Origin of the sequence: Siphonobacter sp. SORGH_AS_0500 (assembly GCF_031453245.1) — a bacterium.
Lineage (GTDB): Bacteria > Bacteroidota > Bacteroidia > Cytophagales > Spirosomataceae > Siphonobacter.
The window spans coordinates 1,215,561-1,232,620 of record NZ_JAVIYT010000001.1 but is presented as its reverse complement, the minus strand read 5'-3'; the positions used below and the strand labels follow the sequence as shown (position 1 = coordinate 1,232,620).

19 protein-coding genes are annotated in these 17,060 nt (G+C 46.4%); 16 read left to right on the top strand and 3 right to left on the bottom strand.

Annotated features, from left to right (window positions below):
* The first annotated feature begins 21 nt into the window (after positions 1-21).
* The 3 genes from QE357_RS05220 (at position 22) to QE357_RS05210 (ending at position 2,380) form a co-directional block, all read left to right on the top strand.
* Positions 22-1,056, top strand: coding sequence for a T9SS type A sorting domain-containing protein (locus QE357_RS05220; RefSeq protein WP_309706315.1), 1,035 nt, complete (start codon positions 22-24; stop codon positions 1,054-1,056).
* Positions 1,057-1,179: 123 nt separating this feature from the next.
* The gene (locus tag QE357_RS05215; RefSeq protein ID WP_106638480.1) at positions 1,180-1,770 is read left to right on the top strand and encodes a bifunctional precorrin-2 dehydrogenase/sirohydrochlorin ferrochelatase; all 591 of its coding nucleotides are present in this window, start codon (positions 1,180-1,182) and stop codon (positions 1,768-1,770) included.
* A 31-nt stretch (positions 1,771-1,801) separates the two neighbouring features.
* Positions 1,802-2,380 carry a uracil-DNA glycosylase family protein gene (locus tag QE357_RS05210; RefSeq protein WP_309706314.1) on the top strand — a complete coding sequence of 193 codons (579 nt, stop codon included), beginning with the start codon at positions 1,802-1,804 and terminating at the stop codon, positions 2,378-2,380.
* 41 nt (positions 2,381-2,421) lie between these two features.
* Here QE357_RS05210 and QE357_RS05205 read toward each other — a convergent pair whose 3' ends face one another.
* From QE357_RS05205 to QE357_RS05195, 3 genes are all read right to left on the bottom strand, one after another.
* A complete protein-coding gene (locus tag QE357_RS05205; RefSeq protein WP_307142267.1) occupies positions 2,422-3,048 on the bottom strand; it encodes an ABC transporter ATP-binding protein in 627 nt (208 codons plus the stop codon).
* Positions 3,049-3,112: 64 nt separating this feature from the next.
* The gene (locus tag QE357_RS05200; protein ID WP_106638483.1) at positions 3,113-3,775 is read right to left on the bottom strand and encodes a response regulator transcription factor; all 663 of its coding nucleotides are present in this window, start codon (positions 3,773-3,775) and stop codon (positions 3,113-3,115) included.
* 138 nt (positions 3,776-3,913) lie between these two features.
* Entirely contained in the window at positions 3,914-4,579 is a 666-nt protein-coding gene (locus tag QE357_RS05195) for a sensor histidine kinase (protein WP_309706313.1), read from the bottom strand.
* A gap of 381 nt (positions 4,580-4,960) precedes the next feature.
* On the opposite strand from QE357_RS05195, the gene QE357_RS05190 reads away from it, so the two are divergent.
* The 13 genes from QE357_RS05190 (at position 4,961) to QE357_RS05130 (ending at position 16,911) form a co-directional block, all read left to right on the top strand.
* Entirely contained in the window at positions 4,961-6,202 is a 1,242-nt protein-coding gene (locus QE357_RS05190) for an ABC transporter permease (protein WP_106638485.1), read from the top strand.
* A gap of 107 nt (positions 6,203-6,309) precedes the next feature.
* Positions 6,310-6,780 carry a DUF3299 domain-containing protein gene (locus QE357_RS05185; RefSeq protein ID WP_106638486.1) on the top strand — a complete coding sequence of 157 codons (471 nt, stop codon included), beginning with the start codon at positions 6,310-6,312 and terminating at the stop codon, positions 6,778-6,780.
* A gap of 72 nt (positions 6,781-6,852) precedes the next feature.
* Entirely contained in the window at positions 6,853-8,226 is a 1,374-nt protein-coding gene (locus tag QE357_RS05180; protein ID WP_309706312.1) for a neutral/alkaline non-lysosomal ceramidase N-terminal domain-containing protein, read from the top strand.
* 179 nt (positions 8,227-8,405) lie between these two features.
* Entirely contained in the window at positions 8,406-8,807 is a 402-nt protein-coding gene (locus QE357_RS05175; protein WP_106638488.1) for an NADH-quinone oxidoreductase subunit A, read from the top strand.
* A 39-nt stretch (positions 8,808-8,846) separates the two neighbouring features.
* Entirely contained in the window at positions 8,847-9,404 is a 558-nt protein-coding gene (locus QE357_RS05170; RefSeq protein ID WP_106638489.1) for an NADH-quinone oxidoreductase subunit B, read from the top strand.
* Positions 9,405-9,448: 44 nt separating this feature from the next.
* Positions 9,449-9,949 carry an NADH-quinone oxidoreductase subunit C gene (locus QE357_RS05165; protein ID WP_106638490.1) on the top strand — a complete coding sequence of 167 codons (501 nt, stop codon included), beginning with the start codon at positions 9,449-9,451 and terminating at the stop codon, positions 9,947-9,949.
* 13 nt (positions 9,950-9,962) lie between these two features.
* Positions 9,963-11,246, top strand: a complete 1,284-nt coding sequence (gene nuoD, locus QE357_RS05160) for an NADH dehydrogenase (quinone) subunit D (RefSeq protein ID WP_232793861.1) — start codon at positions 9,963-9,965, stop codon at positions 11,244-11,246.
* 4 nt (positions 11,247-11,250) lie between these two features.
* Positions 11,251-11,754: an NAD(P)H-dependent oxidoreductase subunit E gene (nuoE, locus tag QE357_RS05155; RefSeq protein ID WP_106638491.1), complete on the top strand. Its 504-nt coding sequence runs from the start codon at positions 11,251-11,253 to the stop codon at positions 11,752-11,754.
* A gap of 85 nt (positions 11,755-11,839) precedes the next feature.
* Entirely contained in the window at positions 11,840-13,189 is a 1,350-nt protein-coding gene (gene nuoF / locus QE357_RS05150; RefSeq protein WP_307142263.1) for an NADH-quinone oxidoreductase subunit NuoF, read from the top strand.
* Between the two features lie 133 nt (positions 13,190-13,322).
* The gene (locus QE357_RS05145; RefSeq protein ID WP_106638493.1) at positions 13,323-14,423 is read left to right on the top strand and encodes a 2Fe-2S iron-sulfur cluster-binding protein; all 1,101 of its coding nucleotides are present in this window, start codon (positions 13,323-13,325) and stop codon (positions 14,421-14,423) included.
* 100 nt (positions 14,424-14,523) lie between these two features.
* Positions 14,524-15,672 (top strand): NADH-quinone oxidoreductase subunit NuoH, encoded by a 1,149-nt coding sequence (gene nuoH, locus QE357_RS05140; RefSeq protein WP_106638494.1) that lies wholly within the window; start codon positions 14,524-14,526, stop codon positions 15,670-15,672.
* A gap of 156 nt (positions 15,673-15,828) precedes the next feature.
* A complete protein-coding gene (locus QE357_RS05135; RefSeq protein WP_307142261.1) occupies positions 15,829-16,347 on the top strand; it encodes an NADH-quinone oxidoreductase subunit I in 519 nt (172 codons plus the stop codon).
* A 42-nt stretch (positions 16,348-16,389) separates the two neighbouring features.
* Positions 16,390-16,911, top strand: coding sequence for an NADH-quinone oxidoreductase subunit J (locus QE357_RS05130; RefSeq protein ID WP_106638495.1), 522 nt, complete (start codon positions 16,390-16,392; stop codon positions 16,909-16,911).
* The last annotated feature ends 149 nt before the right edge of the window (positions 16,912-17,060 follow it).

Below are 17,060 nucleotides of genomic sequence, written 5' to 3'. Positions count from 1 at the left end.
TCGTCTTCCTTCTTTTCACTCATGAAAAAAAACTATTTTCTTACCCTGGCCCTGCTTGGCTCAGCTTTGGGGCTGCGGGCTCAGGATATGAGCGTCGAGCTCGCGGCTAACTCCCCTGCCGTGGTGCAGGGTGGAACCGATTTCATCACCCTCCGACTCTGTAACAACAGCTCCAGCATTCCCCTGGCCGCCAATCGCATTCGCCCCCGCGTCAGCTTTCCCTCGGAGATCACCACGCCCACTACCGTCACCAACGCCGACGGATCGCCCCTGACGGGTTTCAGTGAAGAAACCCGCCTCTCGACCAACGTCGTTCGTCTGATCAATACCTCACCCATCGCCGGAGGCACCTGCGTCAACCTCCGCCTTTACTATGAGGGAACTCAGGCCGGCAGCCAATCAGCTACTGCCAATACGGCCTGGCAGGGAGCTCCCCCCGTCGAAAACGATGCGACCAACGATAACGCGACCCTCACCCTCAACGTTACAGCTAGTACGCCCGTCTCGCTGGCGGCCTTTACCCTGCGAGCTCAGGGGCATAACGCCGAGCTGAGCTGGAGCACGGCTCAGGAGCGAAACAATGCCTTCTTTGAGGTACAGCACTCCACCAATGGCCGCAGCTTTGAGACCGTGGGACAGGTCGCTGGCAAGGGTACCACTGCCCAGCGGCAGCAGTACCACTTTACCCATGCCGAACTCAACCCCGCTCTGACGCATTACTACCGCCTCAAGCAGGTAGATTTCAACGGTAAATCAGAGCTGAGTGTGGTGCGTTCGTTGCAACTCGAAGGCTATCAGGGCATTAGTTTGTGGGCGACTACCCAGAGTGATCGCACCGTCAAAGCGGTGGTGAATTATGGCGATGAGGAGCTGGCCAAAGCCGCCCGGGTGAGTCTGCTGGACTTATCGGGTCGCACGCTGAGTACCCAAAAACTTGATCTGGTGAAAGGGATCAATGCCGTCGAATTCCAGACGTCTTCGCTGGGTTCAGGTCTGTACCTCATCCGACTGGAAAACCCCAGCAAAACTCAGGCCGTTAAAGTGGCTCTGCCTTAATAGTAATCATACGATCATACAGCCCTCATTATTCAGTTAATGGGGGCTGTATGCATTTATGCCTCGTTCCTTATTTATTAATAGACAGAACTTCTATTTTTACCCCATAATAGATAAGAACGTATGAATCCTCTCTTTCCGGTTTTTCTGAAATTAGACCATCTTGATGTATTACTGGTTGGCGGAGGAAACGTAGGCCTCGAGAAGCTCAGTGCCATACTGGCGAATAGCCCTCGATGTGCAGTAACGGTTGTGGCTACTTACATTCGCGAAGAACTTCGTACCCTTGCCCAGTTACATCCACAAGTTCAGTTGCTGGAAAGGCCCTATCAGGAAGCTGATCTGGAAAATAAAGACCTGGTTATTCTGGCAACTGATAACCCCAGCTTGCACGTGTCTATTAAAGAAGTGACGCGTCAACGTAGAATCCTTACCAACGTAGCTGATACACCCAACCTATGCGACTTTTACCTGGGCAGCATTGTTCAGAAAGGCGATCTCAAAATTGCCATATCTACCAATGGTAAATCGCCAACCCTGGCCAAAAGACTTCGGGAATTGCTGACGGAAGTCATTCCCAACGATATCCAGTTACTTTTAGATAATCTGGTGGTGATTCGGGATCGGATGAAAGGAGATTTTCAATCGAAAATAACGCAGCTCAACAAGCTCACTGAAAGCCTGGTCAATAAAGAAGATCCCTCCGATTCATGAATTAATTACGAGAAGTAAGGGTTGAGTAATCATGAAAGATTTGATTGCTCAGGTTCGAAATTGCCGCTTATGTGAGTCTCATCTCCCTTATTACCCTAAACCCATTATCCAGGCCCATCCTACGGCCCGTTTACTTATTATTGGTCAAGCTCCCGGGCAGAAAGCTCACGCTTCGGGAATACCCTGGAACGATGCCAGTGGCAATCGGCTCCGAAACTGGCTCGGTCTCGACACCGCGACATTTTACGATTCTTCTCGGGTGGCTATTATGCCTATGGGATTTTGTTACCCCGGCAAAGGCACTTCGGGTGACTTACCTCCCCGCCCCGAATGTGCTCCACAGTGGCATGCCAAGCTCCTGCAACAATTACCCCAGTTGCAATTAACGCTTTTAATAGGTCAGTACGCCCAGCACTATTACTTGCCTCATGCCAAAAGCCTGACTGAAAATGTTCGGATGACGGATCTTTTCCTGCCAAATTTCTGGCCATTACCCCACCCGTCCCCCAGAAACCAGTTCTGGTTACGGAAAAATGAATGGTTTGAGCAGGATATTATTCCCAGCCTGAAAGCGACTATTCACCGCATTATCCACGAAAAAAGAGCCTGATTACCAAAGGCACTCAAGCTCTTTTCCGTTACCAGGTAGGATTATAATTCAACCCGTTTGGGAAAAATATCTTTTAATCGGCCATCGTGCGTTACTACGACCAGGCTTGCCCCCAACTGAGCAGACTGTTTCTTCAGTAACTCTACCACCAGATAACAATTTTCATCGTCTAAACTGGACGTGGGTTCATCAGCCAGAATTACCTGAGGGTCGTTCATTAAGGCCCGGGCAATACCTACCCGCTGCAATTCTCCCAGACTTAACTGATTGGTTTTCTTGGATAAGTGATCGGCAAAACCCAAACGCTCGGCTAGTTCTCGGGCTTTGTCCGGGTTGCTTTTTTCACCGGCCAGGTAATTGGCCAGTAATAAATTATCCAGTACGGAAAGAGATCTCACAAAGTGGGGCCGCTGATAAATCAGGCCTACATGTTTAGCACGAAAAGTAGCGGCTTCCGAAGCAGATAAGTTCGAAATATCCTGATTGCCAATGCGAATTTGGCCAGCCTTTGGGGATAATAACAGTGCCAGAAGGTGAAGAAGGGTAGTTTTTCCGCGGCCAGAGCGTCCTAGAATCAACAGCGTGTCGTGATCGGGACAAGTAATATCCGGAAAACTGAATTGTTTGGCTGGACTGTAAGCAAAAGTCAAATTCTGCGTCTGAATCATAGCTATTCTTCGGTTAAAAACTTCCCGAAAGTCCGAGAACTTTCGAGAAGTACCAAGAATTAGCTTAAGACTTTTTCTCTTCAACGGCAATTCTTACGAGTTCAACCGTGTTTTTCACTTTCGTTTTACGAAGCATATTCGCCCGGTGATTAGTTACGGTACGAATACTAAGGCCCAGTTTATCAGCGATTTCCCGACTATTTAATCCTTCAGCAATCATCGTCAGAATTTGTCTTTCTTTACGAGAAAGCTTGCTCAAAGGAGTATCATCGTTACCTCTGCTGGAAGATCGGCCACGGCTACGACCTAACAAAGCATCCACAAAAACTGAAGAAATCGTGGGAGGAAAATACTTATCTCCCTGCGATACTTTCTGCAAAGCCAGCATGATTTCTTCCTTATCTGTGTCTTTTAACAAATAGCCAGAAGCTCCACTTTCAACTGATTTTAAAATGTAATCCTGATTATTATGCATGCTAAACATCAGCGATTTAACCGTTGAATATTGCTGGGCGATGGCTTTAGCAGCTTCGATGCCAGATATTTTGGGCATACTGATATCCAGTATAACGACGTCGGGCTTAGTTTCAGAAATTTTATCCAAAACTTCCTGGCCGTCGGAGGCCTCACCAACGATTTCAACTGAATCTTCATCAGCCAAAAGCATTATCAGGCCTTTCCGAACTACCGTATGATCATCTGCTACAAGTACCCTTATTTTTGCCATTAGTTTAATTTACGATTTTATGGAACGAACACCTTAAGTAATCTCGCGGGTGGACAATAGGTGGATTATACCCCAAAGTAACAAAACAGTTTACTTTGAATAGTACTATCTACTTCTTTTATTTTAAAATAGTGAGATTTAAACCTTTAATTCTATTTTAATAGTAGTCCCTTTACCTATTATAGAACTAATCTCGAAAGTTGATCCGATGGATTCAGCTCTCAATTTCATGTTTCCTAAACCTGAATGTGCGATTGCCTTTTTCGCTAATTCTTCAGGATTGAAACCTATGCCGTCATCTTGTATACGTAAATTTATTTTCCCTTTTTTTTCCGTCAGCGTAATATCAATTACGCTGGCCTTTGCATATTTCAGACTATTATTTATCGCTTCCTGAACGATCCTATACAGGTTTACTTCAATTGCAGAAGACAAGCGAATGGGGAATTCCCCTGAGTTAAATCTGACTTTTATCCCACTAATTTTAGTGATCTTTTCACTCAGTAAACGTAGAGCTGAAACCAATCCAAAATCCGTTAGTACGCTAGGCATCAAATCATAAGAAATCTGCCTAACCGTTTCTATGGTTTCTAAAACTAATTCTTTAAGTACCTGATAGCTGATTTTTTCTTTATCTGTATACGAGGCATTTTGTAATAACTCTATCTGTAACCTAATTCCAGTTAATAATTGCCCGACTCCATCATGAAGTTCCTGAGCTAAACGTTTTCTTTCCTCTTCCTGACCTTCCAACAAGGCAGCAGTTCGAATACGAGAATCAATTGAACTTGCTTCCTTTTTCATACACACACCTATTAGTTACTAAGATAATTTCTTCTCAAATTATACACCTTGTGAAAAGTATTATCCGTACCATTTATTGATTTTATACTATTACTAATCCTATTTTAATTAAACCTACCTCTAAACCTACCTCCACTTTATCAACCTGATTTCTACATAAGAATAATACTAATTCTCGTACAGTCTTTCTCTCCAGAAAATTACTTGTGAGCTTAAAATTATTTAACAATACTCCTAACATTTTACTGAATATATACAAAGGATTGGATTTTATCGATAAACAGTTGCAATGACTCTACCATGTACTCGACTTTTTAGTTGATCTATGATAAAAATAAAATCACTTCAAGCACTGTATCTGTTTTTTTGCAACTTTGTAGCATGAACGTAATCAAGATTTCACTGGCTAATTTGCGGGATAAACCGCTGAGTACATTTCTAAGTACTCTATTGATGGCCCTCGGAGTTGGCCTGATTTCTTTACTACTTCTAATCAGTCAGCAATTAGAAGATAAATTCACTCGTAATCTAAAAGGAATTGATTTAGTGGTGGGTGCGAAAGGCAGTCCACTCCAAATTATCCTTTCTTCGATTTATCAAATTGATTCACCCACGGGCAATATCCCGCTTTCGGATGCTATGATGTTGGGGCGTAACCCCATGGTTAAGGAAGCCATTCCACTAGCTATGGGTGATAACTATAAATTGTTCCGAATTGTTGGAACAAATTCTAAATACTTTTCACATTTTGAAGCAAAACTAACCGAAGGGCGTCTGTTTGAGAAGCCTATGGAGGCAGTCATTGGAGCAAAAGTAGCCCGGCAAACGGGTCTGAAATTGGGCGATACTTTCGCTGGTGCTCACGGCTTTGACGAAGAAGGACACGTCCACGGTGATGCCAAATATAAGGTAGTGGGTATTGCAGCTCCTAATAATTCGGTAGTTGACAATATTATTCTGACGCCGTACGAAAGTATCTGGCAAGTACATGAAGGGCAGGAAGGAAGTCAGGGTAACGAAGTGATCAGTGAAATGATTAGTAGTCCCGGCAGCGACTCAACCGCCGACAACGAGCCCAGCCACGAAATTACTTCCCTGCTGATCAAATTTCGGAATCCGATGGGGAACGTCATTCTTCCCCGGATTATCAATGAAAATAGTAAACTTCAGGCGGCGTCACCCGCTCTGGAGATCACCCGAATGCTGGATTTACTGGGCGTTGGTGTGGATACCATTCGCTGGATGGCTCTGGTCATCATTGTCATTGCGGGAATCAGCGTTTTTGTATCCCTTTATAATTCCCTGAAAGAACGTAAATACGAAATGGCTTTGATGCTCGCCATGGGAGCCACTCGCAGCAAGCTGTTTTTGATGTTATTACTGGAAGGGATGATTATTAGTATTCTGGGGTACATCTTCGGAATCATCATGAGCCGTGTTGGGCTGGCCGTTCTTTCCGCTGGAGCCGACCAGAGTTTCCATTATAGCTTTGAAGTGCTGGCCATCTCACCTCTGGAAGGAATTCTGTTAGGAGGTGTGTTAGTACTTGGACTGCTGGCCGCTGCTCTTCCTTCTTTAAATGTGTATCGTCTGAATTTATCAAGAACTCTGGCGGAAGAATAGGATTTTACGGTTCCTTCTGCAACAGTGTTGAAAAATTTATTCTTTCAGGTAACTTTGTTTGCAGAATTTGCGTTACGATTTAAGAAGCTGAAAAACATTTCCATATCATGAATATTTTAAAGATTTTCTCTCTGTTTGTCGCTGTTGGACTCTTCGTAGCGGCAACGACCGATACAAAGGTTGCCACTGCGGCAGATCCTTCAAAGATTAGCTGGGAGAATCTGAAGGATGTGAAATTTCAGAAAAAGTGGTATCCTGAAGAGAAGATGTATATTCTCTACCCCAATTTCGGTCCCGGTGTACAGAAATTGAATAATAAAGAAGTAATCATCAAAGGTTACTTGGTTCCAGTGGACATCACTTCTAATACCTTCGTGCTTTCGGCTTACCCGAACTCGATGTGTTTCTTCTGTACAGGTACGGGTCCTGAAACGATTATGGCTCTGAAAATGAAGAAAAATCGTCGTTTTAAAGTAGATGAAGTACAAACCTTCAAGGGAACCCTCAAGCTGAACGCCAACGATATTTACGAGCTTAACTATATTCTGGAAAACGCTGAAATTTATCAGGGCGAATAATCCAGAGCATTCCTTAGTATCTTTACCCCACCCCTTTCGGTGGGGTTTTCTTTTGTTCATAACGCAGGTCTTATGAAGTTTTTACGCATCATTACCAAGGTTTCTCTTGCTCTTATTATACTGATTTTAGTACTTCTATTAGCTACACTCACTACCGTTGACGAAACGCCCTATACGCAGACCGAGGCTTATCAGCAAACGCAGCAATCGCTGGAGCAGATCGATCAGCAACTAGCCCTACAACGGCAGGATTCGACTAAAAAACAGAAGAATTTACAAGTAGGATGGGCCAAGGTGAACATTACCCCCGATCATGCGACACCGCTGGCAGGCTATGGAAATCGCCGGGGTAAAGTGTCTACTGGTGTTCGGGACTCCCTTTGGGTACGGGCCTTTGTGTTTGACAATGGAGTCTCCCGCGTGGCGATGGTTGCTTCTGATTTATTGATTATTCCTCCAACCATTGTGGCCGCGGTGCAAGCAAACTGGCCCAAGAACCTGGGTTTCCCTGCCGATCATATTTATTACGGAGCCATTCACAGCCATAACAGTGAAGGCGGCTGGCAGGGAGGCGTAGGTAGTGAGTTAATTGCGGGAAAATATGACCCGCAGGTGGTTCAGTTCCTTGCCAAACAGATCATTACGGCCCTTACCCATGCCACGCAGCAGTTAGCTCCCACCGAAATTGGTTATGCTCAGATCAACGAACCCACCCGACTCGAAAACCGCTTGGTAGGGAATGAAGGTACCGTCGATCCATACATTCGTTTGATGAAGATGAAAAAACAGTCGGGTGAAACGGCTTTGCTGGTAACTTATGCTGCTCACGCGACACTTCTGAACGGAGATAATATGGTCATTTCGAGGGATTACCCCGGTGTGTTAGTGGATTCGCTGGAGAAAAGTACGGTTACCTTTGCCGCTTACATGGCCGGGGCCGTCGGCTCCATGCGACCCGTAGCCGAAGGGAAAGACGACGATGAAGAGTTGAATAATCAGGCCCTAGCCCTACACCGTGACATTCAGAAACAATACGATGCTATAGTTACCAGACCTGAACAAACCCTGGAGTTTGTAACCGTGCCCGTAAGTTTGCGGAAGCCTCAGCTTCAGATTGCCAAAGGCTGGAAAGTACGGCAATGGGCCTGGGATATGCTGTTCGGACTGGCAGACGCGGATATTAAAGCCCTGCGAGTAGGAAATATTGCCTTCTTAGGAATGCCTTGTGATTTCTCGGGTGAACTGGTTCCCGAACTTGAATCCGCCGGATTAACTAAAAATCTTCACGTGGTAGTAACCAGTTTCAATGGAAATTACATCGGTTATATCACACCCGACAAATACTGGACTCGCGACACCTATGAAAGTGTGGCCATGAATTGGTTTGGTCCTAACACAGGAAGCTACTTCGTCGAGACGGGGCGAAAAATTTTAATTAAACTGTGATTTAATATAAAATTAAGAAAGGACTAAGGTAATATTTATATATTAATTAGAATAATTCTAAAATAGTATGATTTTTTGGTGAAGCAGGCAAAAATGCGATTTTTGTAAGTAAAGAAAGTACAATTCTAATATCATGTAATTGACTCACATGATGTATTAACCTCGTATCGGATTTACTTATGTTATTGGCTTCCCTACCCTCAGATTTCGCACCTGTTTTGGTGCAATTCCTCGCCGCAGCCGGCTTTATTGGCATGACGATGGTAGCTACGCACCTCCTGACGGGGCGTCGGAAGACTACCAGTACAGCTCGAAAAGAAGATCCCTGGGAGTGCGGTATCCCTGTGTATGGTGATGCCCGAACGCCCATTTCTGTAAAATATTTTCTTACCGCTATTCTCTTCGTTCTCTTTGATGTAGAGATCATTTTCATGTATCCGTGGGCAGTGAATTTCCTTAAGTTCAAATCCCAGGGAATGGGCATGCTGGTGTTTGGAGAAATGATTGTCTTCATGTTACTTCTGCTGGCGGGCTTTTATTACGTAATTAAAAAAGGGGTATTAAAGTGGGATCAGGACTAACCTGCATCCTTAGATTTACTTTAATCCACATGGAAAATCATGAGCGAAAGACCGAATAATATTAAACTGGTGGATGCTCCTGACGGCTACGGCGGATCGGGTTTCTTTGCCACCTCTTTTGAAAAAGTAATTGCCCTGGCCCGTAGTAACTCACTCTGGCCGCTTCCCTTTGCTACTTCCTGCTGCGGAATTGAGTTCATGGCAACGATGGGAGCTACGTACGATCTGGCCCGTTTTGGTTCAGAACGTCCCAGCTTCTCACCCCGTCAGTCGGATATGCTGTTGGTGATGGGTACCATTGCCAAGAAAATGGCTCCCATTGTTCGGCAAACGTATATCCAGATGGCTGAGCCTCGCTGGGTTATTGCGGTAGGAGCCTGTGCTTCTTCCGGCGGTATTTTTGATACCTATTCCGTACTTCAGGGTATTGATCGGGTGGTTCCGGTGGACGTATACGTGCCGGGTTGCCCGCCCCGCCCCGAGCAAATTCTGGATGGCGTGATGCAGTTACAGGAGATCGTAAAAAACGAGCCGCTGCGTCGGCGGGATTCGCCCGAATACCAGGCTTTGCTGGAATCTTACGGAATTATCAAGTAAACGAAAGGCAGGAATCCGTTCCTCTTTCTTTCATTCTTTTTGATATGCTGACTAATCAGGAAATAGCCGACGATCTGCTTTCGCAGTTTGGAGATAAGATTGCTGGATTTGAAGAGCACCACGAAATCATGAGTGTCTTTACTACGGTAGAGACGGCCAAACCCATGATTGAGTATCTTTATAAACACCCGACCTTTCAGTTTCAGTACCTGACGGATTTGGCGGGCATTCATTACCCTGATAACAAGGGCGGCGAATTAAGTGTGGTTTATCACGTTCATAGCTGGACGAATAACCACCGTCTGATGGTTCGAATCTTCGTCCCCATCGATGCTCCCGACGTACCAACCCTCGTTGACGTTTATAAATCAGCTAACTGGATGGAACGCGAAGCCTATGATTTCTTCGGAATCAATTTCGTGGGCCACCCTAACCTGATTCGAATTTTGAACATTGAGGAAATGGATTATTTCCCGATGCGTAAAGAATACCCGCTGGAAGATGCTACCCGGCAGGATAAAATCGATGCCCTTTTCGGCAGATAATGTTCAGAGACAGATGAGCGAAGATATCACCACTCAAAATACGCTTACCCAACGTAACCAGACGGCTGTGATGGGACCGCAGGTCGGTAACCTGGCCCTGAAAGACGGAGTACCCATTGTTTCGGAAGATGGTCGCGAATTAACGACGCTGAACCTCGGCCCGACGCACCCCTCCACCCACGGTATTTTCCAGAACATCCTGACCATGGATGGGGAAAAGATCGTTTCAGGCGTGCCAACGATTGGCTATATCCACCGGGCGTTTGAGAAAATTGCCGAACGCCGTCCGCTGTATCAGATTACGACGCTGACGGACCGGATGAATTACTGCTCCAGCCCAATTAATAACATGGGCTGGCACATGACGGTCGAGAAGTTACTTGGCATTGAAGTGCCCAAACGGGCTCAGTACATCCGGGTAATTATGATGGAACTCGCCCGCATTGCCGATCACCTGATTTGTAACTCCATTCTGGGTGTAGACTCAGGGGCCTTCACGGGTTTCCTTTACGTCATGCAGAAACGTGAGGAGATTTACGAGATCTACGAAGAAATGTGCGGGGCCCGTCTCACGACAAACATGGGTCGTTTTGGGGGCATGGAGCGTGACCTTTCGAAAGAAGCCATTCGTAAAATCCGGGAGTTTATTCAATCCTTCCCACCCGTGATGCAGGAGTTTGAAAAAATGCTGAACCGGAACCGGATTTTCATTGATCGTACCGTAGGCGTTGGTCCTGTTTCGCAGGAAATGGCTTTGCAATACGGCTTCAGTGGTCCTAATCTTCGGGCTGCCGGTATTGATTATGATGTTCGGGTCATGAACCCCTACTCTTCGTATCAGGATTTTGAGTTTGATATCCCCGTAGGTTATACCGGCGATACGTATGACCGTTTCATGGTACGTAACGGTGAAATCTGGGAAAGCTTCAAGATTATTAAACAGGCCATCGAGAATTTACCCGAAGGCCCCTTCCACGCCGATGCTCCCGAGTTTTACTTACCTCCCAAGCAGGAAGTATATCGAAACATGGAAGCCCTCATTTATCACTTCAAAATTGTGATGGGTGAAATCCCGATTCCGGTCGGCGAGGTATACCATGCTGTAGAAGGCGGTAATGGTGAGTTAGGTTTTCACCTGATTTCGGACGGTGGCCGTAGCCCGTATCGACTGAAAATGAGACGTCCCTGTTTCATTTTTTATCAGGCCTACCCCGAGATGTGTAAGGGAGTGACCCTTTCCGATGCCATTATCATCATGAGTAGTATGAACGTTATTGCTGGTGAATTAGACGCGTAAGATTATGATTGAAACCTCCGATAAACCTCGCATAGAATTTACCCCCGAGCGTCTGGAACGGGCGAAGGAACTACTTACGCATTACCCTGAAGGTCGTCAGAAATCGGCCTTACTTCCCCTACTCCATTTGTTACAGGAGCAGGAAGGCTGGACACCCACCGAAGGCATGGACTACATCGCTGAATTTCTGGGTATTCAACCCATTGAAGTATACGAGGTAGCCACTTTCTATACCATGTATCACCTCGACCCCGTCGGTAAGCATGTCATTGAATACTGCCGGACGGGGCCGTGTATGCTCATGGGAGGCGAGGAAGTCTACGCTCACCTCAAACAGAAAATCGGTGCTCAGGACGGTGAAACATCGGCGGATCAACTTTTCACCATTAAGCCCGTCGAATGTTTGGCGGCTTGCGGCTGGGGGCCCTGCTTTCAGATTCGTGAAAAATACTACACGCACCTGACCATCGAAAAAGTAGACGAAATCATTGATGAACTCAGAAAATAGTGATGTTTGGAGTTTTTCCGTTTAGGGTTTTGAGTTCATTAACTCTCAACTTTAAACACAAAACCCTAAACTCTAAACCCTACTTATGACTAGCGAGCGTCCTAAAATACTTACGGATAAAACCCATATTCCGGGAATTGAGACCTTTGACGTATACCGCAAAAACGGTGGGTATACCGCCGTGGAAAAAGCCCTGAAAACCATGACCCCCGACGAAGTGGTGGAAGAGGTGAAAAAATCGGGCGTTCGCGGTCGCGGAGGGGCAGGGTTCCCGATGGGGATGAAGTGGTCATTCCTGGCCAAACCCGAAGGCGTTCCCCGTTACCTGGTTTGTAACGGCGACGAATCCGAGCCCGGCACATTCAAGGATCACTGGTTAATGAAAACCATTCCTCACTTGTTAATCGAAGGAATGATCGTTTCCAGTTATGCTCTGGGTGCCAATACGAGTTACATCTACGTTCGCGGGGAGTTAATGTACGTAGTTCGTATTTTGGAACAAGCCATTGCGGAAGCAAAAGCAGCCGGCTTTCTGGGTAAAAACATCCTTGGTTCCGGCTACGATCTGGAGTTGTACGTACAACCCGGTGGCGGAGCTTACATCTGTGGCGAAGAAACTGCTCTACTGGAATCGTTGGAAGGAAAACGCGGGAATCCCCGTAATAAACCTCCTTTCCCTGCCGTCAAGGGTTTATACCAATGCCCAACGGTAGTAAATAACGTAGAGTCAATTTCTACAACTTCCTGGATTGTCAACAACGGGGGCGATGCCTACGCAGCCATCGGTATTGGCCGATCAACGGGAACGAAACTAATTTCTGCGTCCGGTCACCTGAAAAAACCCGGCGTTTATGAAATTCCTTTGGGCTTACCCGTTCAGGAATTCATCTACTCGGACGAATGGTGTGGCGGCATTCGGGATGGTCATCATTTGAAAGCCGTCGTGGCCGGAGGTTCTTCCGTCCCTATTCTTCCTGCGGCCATGTTATTAAAAACGGCCAACGGCGAAGATCGACTCATGTCTTATGAATCGCTTTCGGATGGTGGATTTGCCACGGGTACCATGATGGGTTCGGGCGGATTCATTGCCATGGACGAAACGGCATGTATCGTAAAAAATACCTGGAATTTCTCCCGCTTCTATCACCACGAATCCTGCGGACAATGTTCCCCCTGCCGTGAAGGAACCGGCTGGATGGAGAAAGTATTACACCGCATCGAACACGGTCACGGCTCCATGCACGACATTGACTTGCTGGTCGACGTAGCTAAAAAAATAGAAGGAAATACCATTTGTCCCTTAGGGGATGCGGCAGCCTGGCCCGTAGCCTCGGCGATTCGCCACTTCCGGGATGAGTTCGAATGGCACATTACCCATCCCCAGGAAGCCACTCGCCCCGGAGCCATCTATAAAGGACACATGGAACTGGTTTAATGAGTGAATTTTGAATGATAGAATGATTGAATAACTCATTCTATCTCAATCTAATAATGATGAATACATAGAACTTGACTGGTGATTTAGATTCACTCATTCTATCATTCACTCATTCAAAATTGTAATAGACATGAAAGTTACGATTGATAATATTACGATTGAGGTTGAACCTGGAACTACCATTCTTCAGGCGGCTCGTAAAATTGGCCCGGAGGTAGCCCCGCCTGCCATGTGTTATTACGAGCCCTTGAAAGCTTCGGGAGGTAAATGCCGGGCCTGTCTGGTGAAGGTCACGGCGGGTTCTGAAAAAGACCCTCGTCCGATGCCCAAGCTGGTTCCTTCCTGTATCACGCAGGTTCAGGATGGTATGATCGTTGAAAATACGGTTAACGAACAGGTGCTCGAGACTCGTAAAGGAATTGTTGAGTTCCTGTTGCTTAACCACCCGCTCGATTGCCCCATTTGCGATCAAGCGGGCGAATGCCATTTGCAGGATTTTTCCTTCCAGCATGGGGTACAGCAAACCCGTTACGAAGAGGAACGCCGCACGTTCGAAAAACAGGATCTAGGTCCGAATATTCAGTTACACATGACCCGGTGCATCCTTTGCTACCGTTGTGTGTTTACGGCCGATCAGATTACGGGCAAACGCGTTCATGGCGTACTAAACCGGGGCGATCACGCGGAGATTTCAACGTATATCGAAAAAGCCATTGATAATGATTTTTCGGGGAATGTTATTGACGTTTGTCCGGTAGGTGCCTTAACTGATAAAACGTATCGCTTCAAAAATCGGGTCTGGTTTACTAAACCTGTGGATGCTCACTGCGATTGCGAGAAATGCTCGGGTAAAGTCACGCTCTGGTATCGCGGTGACGAAGTAATCCGGGTAACGGCTCGGAAGAATCAGTGGGGTGAAGTACTGGACTTTATCTGCAACACCTGCCGCTTTGAACGTAAAAATACAGCGGACTGGACCATTGAAGGTCCAACCAAAGTAGCCCGTCATTCGGTCATATCAGCGAATAAATACGGAGCGAATAAGATTGTTCCCGAGTTTGCCCGCCGACTGGCCGCCTCGCAGTATAAAGACGTACACGAAGGTCGGGACACCAGTCAATTAACGATCAAACAGTTACCCGAAGAACGGTTCAAGCAACTCATTCCACCCGCCGGCGAATCAGCCGTAGCAGGCATCCGTTCTATCCAAAACTGGGCAGAAGACAAGTAAGATGTTTTGAGTTTAGGGTTTTGAGTTACCAGTAGCATTTCACAACTGAATAAACGCAAAACTCCAAACTAAAAACTCTAAACTCCAAACCTAAATACTGATGGACATATTCTGGATTAAAGCAATTATTGTTCTGGTCATCTTTGGGCTTTCGCTCGTGGTGGCGATGTACTCTACCTGGGCCGAACGGAAAGTAGCCGGGTATATGCAGGATCGGCCCGGTCCGAACCGAGCTGGATGGGGCGGCTTATTACAACCGCTGGCCGATGCTGGAAAAATGTTCTTCAAAGAAGACTTCATTCCCGCTCAGGCCAATAAATGGCTTTTCATCGCTGGCCCCTGTCTGGCGATGCTCACGGCTTTATTATCTTCTGCCGTTGTTCCCTTTGGCGATACCATCATCGTGGGTTCAGACGAAGTACAGGTGCAGGGCATTGAGGTTAATATTGGAATTCTCTGGGTTTTCGGAATCGTTTCGCTGGGCGTTTACGGCGTAATGGTCGGAGGCTGGGCTTCCAATAACAAATTCTCCCTGCTTGGTGCCATTCGTGCGGCTTCTCAAAACATTAGCTATGAGTTGGCTATGGGTTTGTCCCTCATTGCAATCATCATGATGACGGGCAGTCTGTCGGTGCGTGACATTATAAATACCCAGCACGGCGGTTCCTGGAATTTGTTGTATCAGCCACTGGGCTTCATCATTTTCCTGACCTGTGCCTTTGCGGAATGTAACCGTACGCCCTTCGACTTACCCGAATGCGAGGCCGAATTGATTGGTGGGTATCACACCGAATATTCGTCGATGAAACTGGGTTTCTATCTCTTCGCCGAATACATCAACATGTTCGTGTCCTCCTGCGTGGTTTCAGCCCTTTACTTTGGTGGATTTAATTATCCCTTCATGGACAAAGTAGCGGAAGCTTTAGGTACTGATGCTACAGGGCATAACATCGCCACGGCCATTGGCTTCGGCGTGTTCTTTGCCAAAGCTCTGTTCTTCGTTTTCTTCTTCATGTGGGTTCGCTGGACCCTGCCCCGTTTCCGTTACGATCAGTTAATGAATCTGGGCTGGAAGAGTTTGATTCCCTTAGCGATTCTAAACATCGTTGTTACCGGCATTGGGCTTATGTTCGAAATCCGCTGGTTTAGCTGGGTAGCCGTTATTTTAATTGTTGGCGTAGCCCTTGTTCAGGCTGCCCTTAAACCCAAAGCCGCCCGAGGCATCCTCGAAGCCGCTCCCGTAAGATGAGTTTTCAGTTGTTAGTTTACCGTTTTCAGTTCGTATGCTGGATTCAATAGAGCTAACAACTAAGATTGTGTTTTCAATAGTCCGTTTGCTATTTTCAGATCATTATACTGAGCACCGAAACTGACAACCGAAAACTGTAAACTGACAACTAACATCATGCAATTAACCAATAGATCCAAGAAAATTGACAAGAGCGAGATGTCGCTGGCGGAGCGGATGTATCTTCCGGCGATTGCCAGTGGGATGGCTATTACGCTCAAGCACTTTTTCAAGAAAAAACCGACGATTAACTACCCCGAGCAAAAGCGTTACCTCGGCCCCGTTTTTCGCGGACATCATATTCTGAAAAAAGATGAAGCCGGTCGGGAACGCTGTACGGCCTGCGGACTTTGTGCCGTAGCCTGCCCAGCCGAAGCTATTTCGATGGTAGCTGCCGAACGTAAATCAGGGGAAGAGCATCTGTATCGGGAAGAGAAATACGCCGCTGTGTATGAGATTAACATGCTGCGTTGTATCTTCTGCGGTTTCTGCGAAGAAGCATGTCCCAAACAGGCCATTTACCTTCGCCACGATGAGTTTGTCCCCGTTTTCATGTCACGTGACGAGGTGATTTACGGCAAGGACAAGCTCGTAGAAAACATGGATAAACGTTACCTCCGCGAAGGCTGGAAGTAATGAATCCAGATTTGCTTTTTCAAAACTGACCTTTATTAGTTTATGCCTATCACTGCCGATAAAATCTGGTATATTCTGACGGCTCTGACTCTAATCTCCGCATTAGCAGTCATTCTGGTCAGAAATCCGATGTATAGCGTTCTTTCGCTGGTCCTTACGTTTTTCCTGCTTTCCTGTCATTATTTTTTACTTAATGCACAATTCCTCGGCGTAGTAAACATGATTGTTTACGCCGGGGCGATCATGGTACTTTTCCTCTTCGTCGTGATGTTCCTGAACTTGCGGGAATACCGGGAAGAAACGAAAAATAACCTGACCAAAATTGGAGCCTTCGTCATGGGTCTGGCGATTCTGGGAGCCATTATCGCTTCGATTCGCCGCCTGCAATACCCCATGCCTCCAAGCGAGCAGTTCAATATTAAAACGGGTTATGTCGAAACCCTGGGTGATCTGTTATTCCGGGATTATCTGCTTCCTTTTGAATTAGTTACCGTCCTGTTTTTCATTGCTATGGTCGGGGCAATTATCATTGGAAAGCGTGAAAAAGGAGAGCGTCACTTCTAGGTTACGTTCTTATTCATTAGTACCAAACCCCGTATCCTCCACAGGTCTGCGGGGTTTTTCTTTTATTGCTCGCTCCTTTTTCGGTTTTTTGCGATTCGATTAGTGGATTACCCGTTTCAGCTTTTCCTGCAAACGCTAAACTCTCAACG

What these genes read in the sequence shown, in the direction of transcription:
- QE357_RS05205 (WP_307142267.1), bottom strand. Translation starts at nt 3,048, where the DNA reads ATGATTCAGACGCAGAATTTGACTTTTGCTTACAGTCCAGCCAAACAA.
- nuoD (WP_232793861.1), top strand. Translation starts at nt 9,963, where the DNA reads ATGAGCGAAGATATCACCACTCAAAATACGCTTACCCAACGTAACCAG.
- QE357_RS05195 (WP_309706313.1), bottom strand. Translation starts at nt 4,579, where the DNA reads ATGAAAAAGGAAGCAAGTTCAATTGATTCTCGTATTCGAACTGCTGCC.
- QE357_RS05175 (WP_106638488.1), top strand. Translation starts at nt 8,406, where the DNA reads ATGTTATTGGCTTCCCTACCCTCAGATTTCGCACCTGTTTTGGTGCAA.
- QE357_RS05190 (WP_106638485.1), top strand. Translation starts at nt 4,961, where the DNA reads ATGAACGTAATCAAGATTTCACTGGCTAATTTGCGGGATAAACCGCTG.
- QE357_RS05210 (WP_309706314.1), top strand. Translation starts at nt 1,802, where the DNA reads ATGAAAGATTTGATTGCTCAGGTTCGAAATTGCCGCTTATGTGAGTCT.
- QE357_RS05170 (WP_106638489.1), top strand. Translation starts at nt 8,847, where the DNA reads ATGAGCGAAAGACCGAATAATATTAAACTGGTGGATGCTCCTGACGGC.
- QE357_RS05135 (WP_307142261.1), top strand. Translation starts at nt 15,829, where the DNA reads ATGCAATTAACCAATAGATCCAAGAAAATTGACAAGAGCGAGATGTCG.
- QE357_RS05215 (WP_106638480.1), top strand. Translation starts at nt 1,180, where the DNA reads ATGAATCCTCTCTTTCCGGTTTTTCTGAAATTAGACCATCTTGATGTA.
- nuoE (WP_106638491.1), top strand. Translation starts at nt 11,251, where the DNA reads ATGATTGAAACCTCCGATAAACCTCGCATAGAATTTACCCCCGAGCGT.
- QE357_RS05180 (WP_309706312.1), top strand. Translation starts at nt 6,853, where the DNA reads ATGAAGTTTTTACGCATCATTACCAAGGTTTCTCTTGCTCTTATTATA.
- QE357_RS05200 (WP_106638483.1), bottom strand. Translation starts at nt 3,775, where the DNA reads ATGGCAAAAATAAGGGTACTTGTAGCAGATGATCATACGGTAGTTCGG.
- QE357_RS05145 (WP_106638493.1), top strand. Translation starts at nt 13,323, where the DNA reads ATGAAAGTTACGATTGATAATATTACGATTGAGGTTGAACCTGGAACT.
- QE357_RS05185 (WP_106638486.1), top strand. Translation starts at nt 6,310, where the DNA reads ATGAATATTTTAAAGATTTTCTCTCTGTTTGTCGCTGTTGGACTCTTC.
- nuoH (WP_106638494.1), top strand. Translation starts at nt 14,524, where the DNA reads ATGGACATATTCTGGATTAAAGCAATTATTGTTCTGGTCATCTTTGGG.
- nuoF (WP_307142263.1), top strand. Translation starts at nt 11,840, where the DNA reads ATGACTAGCGAGCGTCCTAAAATACTTACGGATAAAACCCATATTCCG.
- QE357_RS05165 (WP_106638490.1), top strand. Translation starts at nt 9,449, where the DNA reads ATGCTGACTAATCAGGAAATAGCCGACGATCTGCTTTCGCAGTTTGGA.
- QE357_RS05130 (WP_106638495.1), top strand. Translation starts at nt 16,390, where the DNA reads ATGCCTATCACTGCCGATAAAATCTGGTATATTCTGACGGCTCTGACT.
- QE357_RS05220 (WP_309706315.1), top strand. Translation starts at nt 22, where the DNA reads ATGAAAAAAAACTATTTTCTTACCCTGGCCCTGCTTGGCTCAGCTTTG.